We start from the raw sequence: 4747 nt of genomic DNA on the forward strand, positions 1-4747 counted from the left end.
CCGCCCCCGGCTACCAGGCCCGGGGCTCGGGCAGGGGGGCCCCCCCCGCCAGGGGGGGGGCCGGCCCACGCGACGGCGCGACAGTCACGGTTGCGCAACGGCTCGACCGGTGAACGGGGCCCGACGCTTCCGCGCAAAATCCATGCTGCTGCATCAGTGTCCAGATCAGTGGCGTATCTTCTCGGCAACAGGGGGCACGTCAGGCCGATGCTGATCGCACAGGTCACCGATATTCATCTCGGCTTCCAGCCTGATGATCCGGCGGAACTCAACCGCAAGCGGTTCGATGACATCATCGAGACGCTGCTCGCCCTCACCCCCCGGCCCGACCTGCTGCTGGCCACCGGCGACCTGACCGAGCATGGTACCATCACCTCCTACCAGACGCTCAAGGCAATCTGCGACAAGCTGCCGTTCCCGGTGCTGCCTGCGCTGGGCAACCACGACAGCCGGGCCAATTTCTGCGCCGTCTTTCCCGATTCCCCGCTCGTCGATGGCTTCATGCAGTACAGCTATGACGCCGGACCGCTGCGCATCCTGGTGCTCGATACGCTCGACGAGGGCCGGCACGGCGGCGCCTTCGACAGTGTGCGCGCCCGCTGGCTCGACGCCCGGCTGGCCGAGGACGCCAAGCCGACCATCGTCGTCCTCCACCACCCGCCGATCGACACCGGCAACGGCTGGATGACCGAGGACATCGATGCCGCCTGGGTATTGCGGCTGCGCGCCGTCATCGAGCGCCATGCCCATGTCATCCGCCTCGTCACCGGCCATCTCCACCGCGGTATCGTCACCGGCTGGGGCGGCTCCACCCTCGCCGTCTGCCCCTCATCAGCCCCGCAGGTAGCCATCGACTTCCGCAGTATCGACCCCGATGTGCCCGACGGGCGCGACATGATCGTCGCCGAAGCACCAGGCTTCGCGCTGCATTACTGGACCGGGCGCGACCTGATCACCCACTTCGGCAGCGGCGGCGACCATCCGGTACTGGCGCGCTACAACGCGCGGATGCAGCCGACCGTGCGTCATATCCTGGCTGAGCACCGAGGGCATTAAGGGCCTCGGGCAGGAACTATATGCCTCCGGTGGTAACAAAATGCCTCCGGCAGCTGGGGCCGCAGGCCTCAGACCCCGATAATCCGGCCTCCGCAAGGCGACGGCCGACTGACCTGCGGGATCAACCCAATGATTGGGGTCTGGGGCCTGCGGCCCCCCCCCGGCGACGGCCTATCTCCCGGGGGAAAAAACCACTTGTTGGGGTCGGGGCCCCGGGCCCCCCCGCCGCGGCTGCCACTTCTCTTATCGCCGGATGCTCTCAGACCCGCATGGGCATCAGCACGTACAGCGCGCGCGAGCTATCCGATTCCCGGATCAGTGTCGGGGCGGCGGCGTCGGCGAGATGGACGTCGACGCTGTCGCTGCCGACCTGGGCGAGGATGTCGAGCAGGTAGCGATAGTTGAAGCCGACCTCGAGGGCGTCGGCGCTGTAGTCGGCGGAGACATCCTCGGCGGCGGTGCCGTTTTCCGGGCTGGTGACGGAGAGGGTCACCTTGCCTGGCCCGAGTGCCAGCTTGACGGCGCGGGTCTTCTCGGTGGTGGCGATGGCGGCGACACGATCGACGCCTTCCGCCAGTGCCTTGGTATCGACGACGAGGCGCTTGTCGTTTGCGGTGGGGATGACGCGGCTATAGTCCGGGAAGGTGCCATCGATCAGCTTGGAAGTCAGCGTGGCTTCGGCGGAGAAGCGGAAGCGGATCTTGGAGGCCGAGAGCGCGATGCCGATCGGCGCTTCGTCGGCATATTCGTCGATCAGCTTGCGGACCTCGGCGACGCATTTGCGCGGCACGATGACGCCCGGCATGTTGGCGGCGCCTTCCGGCAGGTCGAGCTCGATGCGGGCGAGGCGATGGCCGTCGGTGGCGACGGCGCGCAGCGTGTTCTGGCCCTCGGGGGCGTGGATGTAGATACCGTTCAGATAATAGCGGGTTTCCTCGGTGGAGATGGCGAAGCGGGTGGCGTCGATCAGCTCGCGCAGTTCCTTGGCACTGAGGGTGAACTGGGTGGGCAGCTCGGTCTCGGCGATCACCGGGAAGTCGTCGCGCTTGAGCGTGGCGAGGCTGAACCGCGACCGGCTGGCGACGACGGTCATCCGGTCGGCGGTGGTGGCCAGCTCGACCTGGGCGCCATCGGGCAGCTTGCGGACGATGTCGAAGAGCGTGTGCGCGGACGCGGTGGTGGCGCCGTTGAGCTCGATCTGGGCCGGGATGGTTTCGACGATCTGGAGATCGAGATCGGTCGCCATCAGCCGCAGCCCGTCGGCCCGCGCCTCGATCAGCACGTTCGAGAGGATCGGGATGGTGTTGCGCCGCTCGACCACGGACTGGATATGGGCGAGACACTTGAGCAGAGTGGCACGCTCGACAATGGCCTTCATCGATTTTCCCTGTTGCCTGTGGCGCTTGTTGTGCGGCGACTATAGCGCGGCGCGCGGCGCGCGGTAGTGCCCATCTGCTCGCCATGCTAGGCGGCTGTGGATGGATATGATCCTCGCCCGCCATGCCGAAACCGTGTTCAATGCCGCAGCGGTGATGCAGGGCCGGATGGAGCATTCACCGCTGACACGTGCCGGCATTGCGCAGGCTGAGGCGATGGGGGCCGCGCTGGCGGCGAGCGGGCTGGCGCCGGGGCGCGATCTGTGGGTTTCGCCGTCCGGCCGCACCCAGCAGACGGCCGCCATCATCGGCGAGCATCTCGGCCGGAATTTCAGCGAATGGTCGCTGGACCCACGCCTGCTGGAGATCGACGTCGGCGAATGGCAGGGCCGTAGCCATGCCGATATCGTGGCCGAGCGCGGCGCCATCAGCGATCCGGCGCGACGACTGTTGGCGGTGCCACCGCCGGGGGGCGAATGGTTCCCGGATATCGCCCGGCGGCTGGAGGACTGGCTCGCCGGGCTGCCGCTGCGTCCGTTGCTCGTCATCAGCCACGGGGTTACCTGCCGGGTGCTGCGGGGTCTGCTGGCGGGTGGCGAACCGTGGCACGGCGTGCGCATCGCTGACGATGTGCCGCAAGGCACGATCCTGCACCTGCGGGACGGCGGCGAGCGGGTGCTGCACCTCGGGAACGGCGCCCATGGCATGCGGGCGGCCTGACTTATCCCCGTTATCCTCGTTATCCACAGGGGCATCTCGTCGATTCCGGGCTTGGTCGACTCGGTCATCCATGAGACCATTCACCTGTAGCCGGGAATTGACGGCGGCCGAAGGGCCAAAGGATACAAGCGGTTACGGCCTTGTTTCAGACGATTTCGACGTTTCGTCGGGATTTCGACGAAGGAAGGCGGGTTGGATCTGACCGATCGCAGTGCAGCGAAACCGTCAGCCAGGGCAGATCACGGCGGAAGCCGGGACACGCCATGGCGCACGGGGACGGCCTCGGCAACCGGGACGACCAGTCCAGCCACGGTGGAAGGGACCTGCAAGGGACACCGAAAGCCGAAGGCGAAAGTGCCGTGGTGCTGCCATGTTGCGAGCAGGCCCTGGTGATCAAAGGCGCAGGCCGGATGATCGCCGCAGTCCGCCGGCGACAAAGGCGACAGGCACGACACAGTGGGGGCCGATGGCGACATCGGCCCCCATTTTGTGTCAGCGAAGGCTGTTCTTGTAGATCTGGCCGTCTTTCATGATCACCGCGAAGTTCGCCGCCGGGTCGGCAAGCAGATCCAGATTGGCTAGCGGGTCGCCGTTGACGAGGATCAGGTCGGCCAGCGCGCCCTCGGCAACGACGCCGAGCCGGCCCTGATAAGGGCTGCGAAGGCCGGACATGGCCAGCAGCTGGGCATTGTCATGGGTGATCAGCTTGAGGATCTCGCGATTGGTGAACCAGGGTTTGAGACGGAGGATATAGGCATTTTGCTCGCCGTTGATCGACGGATCGAAAAGGAAATCGGTGCCCCAGGCGAGCTTGACCCCGAGCTTCCTGGCCAGCGGCCACACCCGGTCCTGGCCGTCGATCACCGGCCTGCGCTTGAAACGGCGGCTCTCGGTCATGTTGTCATTGTCGGCCATCAGCACCTGCATCGACAGCCAGACGCCCTGCTTCTTCATTAACTTGAGCGTTGCTTCATCGAGCAGCTGACCGTGTTCGACCGATCGTACGCCCGCTTCGATGGCGCGCCGAATGGCGCGCGGCGTATAGGCATGGACGGTGACATAGGTGCCCCAGTCCTCGGCGGCCTCGACAGCCGCCTTCAGCTCGTCGAGCGTATATTGGGTGACATCGAGCGGATCATAGTCCGAGCTGGTGCCGCCGCCGGCCATCAGCTTGAGCTGGCTGGCGCCGAAGCGCAGGTTTTCACGGACCGCGGTTAGCACCTCGTCCCGGCCATCGGCGATCTGGCTGGCGCCCATCTGCTCCATGCGCGGCACCTGGCCGGTGAAGCGCCGCGACGGCTCGGTCGGCAGGCGGAGGTCGCCGTGGCCGGAGGTCTGGCTGATCGCCGGGCCGGAGGGCCAGATGCGGGGGCCCTTGGCTTGGCCCGTATCGATCGCCTTCTTCAGCGGAAAGATCGGGCCGCCGACATCGCGCACGGCAGTGAAGCCGCGCAACAGCATGTTCTCGGCCTCGGTGGCGGCGCGTGCCATTGCCTTTTCCGGGGTGAGCCCGGGTGCGAGCAGGCTCATCATCGTCATCGATGTGAAGACCATATGGACATGGACGTCGATGAGACCGGGCATCAGCGTGCGGC

Annotated in this window: 4 protein-coding genes; 2 read left to right on the top strand and 2 right to left on the bottom strand. The window is 66.5% G+C overall.

Annotation, left to right across the window (positions count from 1 at the left end; genetic code table 11):
• The first annotated feature begins 207 nt into the window (after positions 1 to 207).
• A complete protein-coding gene (locus ACTIFJ_RS14220; RefSeq protein WP_439534769.1) occupies positions 208 to 1056 on the top strand; it encodes a metallophosphoesterase in 849 nt (282 codons plus the stop codon).
• 259 nt (positions 1057 to 1315) lie between these two features.
• On the opposite strand, the gene dnaN is transcribed toward ACTIFJ_RS14220, so the two are convergent.
• Positions 1316 to 2434: a DNA polymerase III subunit beta gene (dnaN, locus tag ACTIFJ_RS14225; RefSeq protein WP_439534770.1), complete on the bottom strand. Its 1119-nt coding sequence runs from the start codon at positions 2432 to 2434 to the stop codon at positions 1316 to 1318.
• Between the two features lie 100 nt (positions 2435 to 2534).
• On the opposite strand from dnaN, the gene ACTIFJ_RS14230 reads away from it, so the two are divergent.
• Entirely contained in the window at positions 2535 to 3152 is a 618-nt protein-coding gene (locus ACTIFJ_RS14230) for a histidine phosphatase family protein (protein ID WP_439534771.1), read from the top strand.
• Positions 3153 to 3644: 492 nt separating this feature from the next.
• Here ACTIFJ_RS14230 and ACTIFJ_RS14235 read toward each other — a convergent pair.
• The coding region (locus tag ACTIFJ_RS14235; protein ID WP_439534772.1) for a metal-dependent hydrolase family protein at positions 3645 to 4747 on the bottom strand (1103 nt) is incomplete at its 5' end.

The sequence above is a fragment of the Polymorphobacter sp. genome (genome assembly GCF_051860865.1).
GTDB lineage: Bacteria > Pseudomonadota > Alphaproteobacteria > Sphingomonadales > Sphingomonadaceae > Sandarakinorhabdus.

What these genes read in the sequence shown, in the direction of transcription:
- ACTIFJ_RS14220 (WP_439534769.1), top strand. Translation starts at nt 208, where the DNA reads ATGCTGATCGCACAGGTCACCGATATTCATCTCGGCTTCCAGCCTGAT.
- dnaN (WP_439534770.1), bottom strand. Translation starts at nt 2,434, where the DNA reads ATGAAGGCCATTGTCGAGCGTGCCACTCTGCTCAAGTGTCTCGCCCAT.
- ACTIFJ_RS14230 (WP_439534771.1), top strand. Translation starts at nt 2,535, where the DNA reads ATGGATATGATCCTCGCCCGCCATGCCGAAACCGTGTTCAATGCCGCA.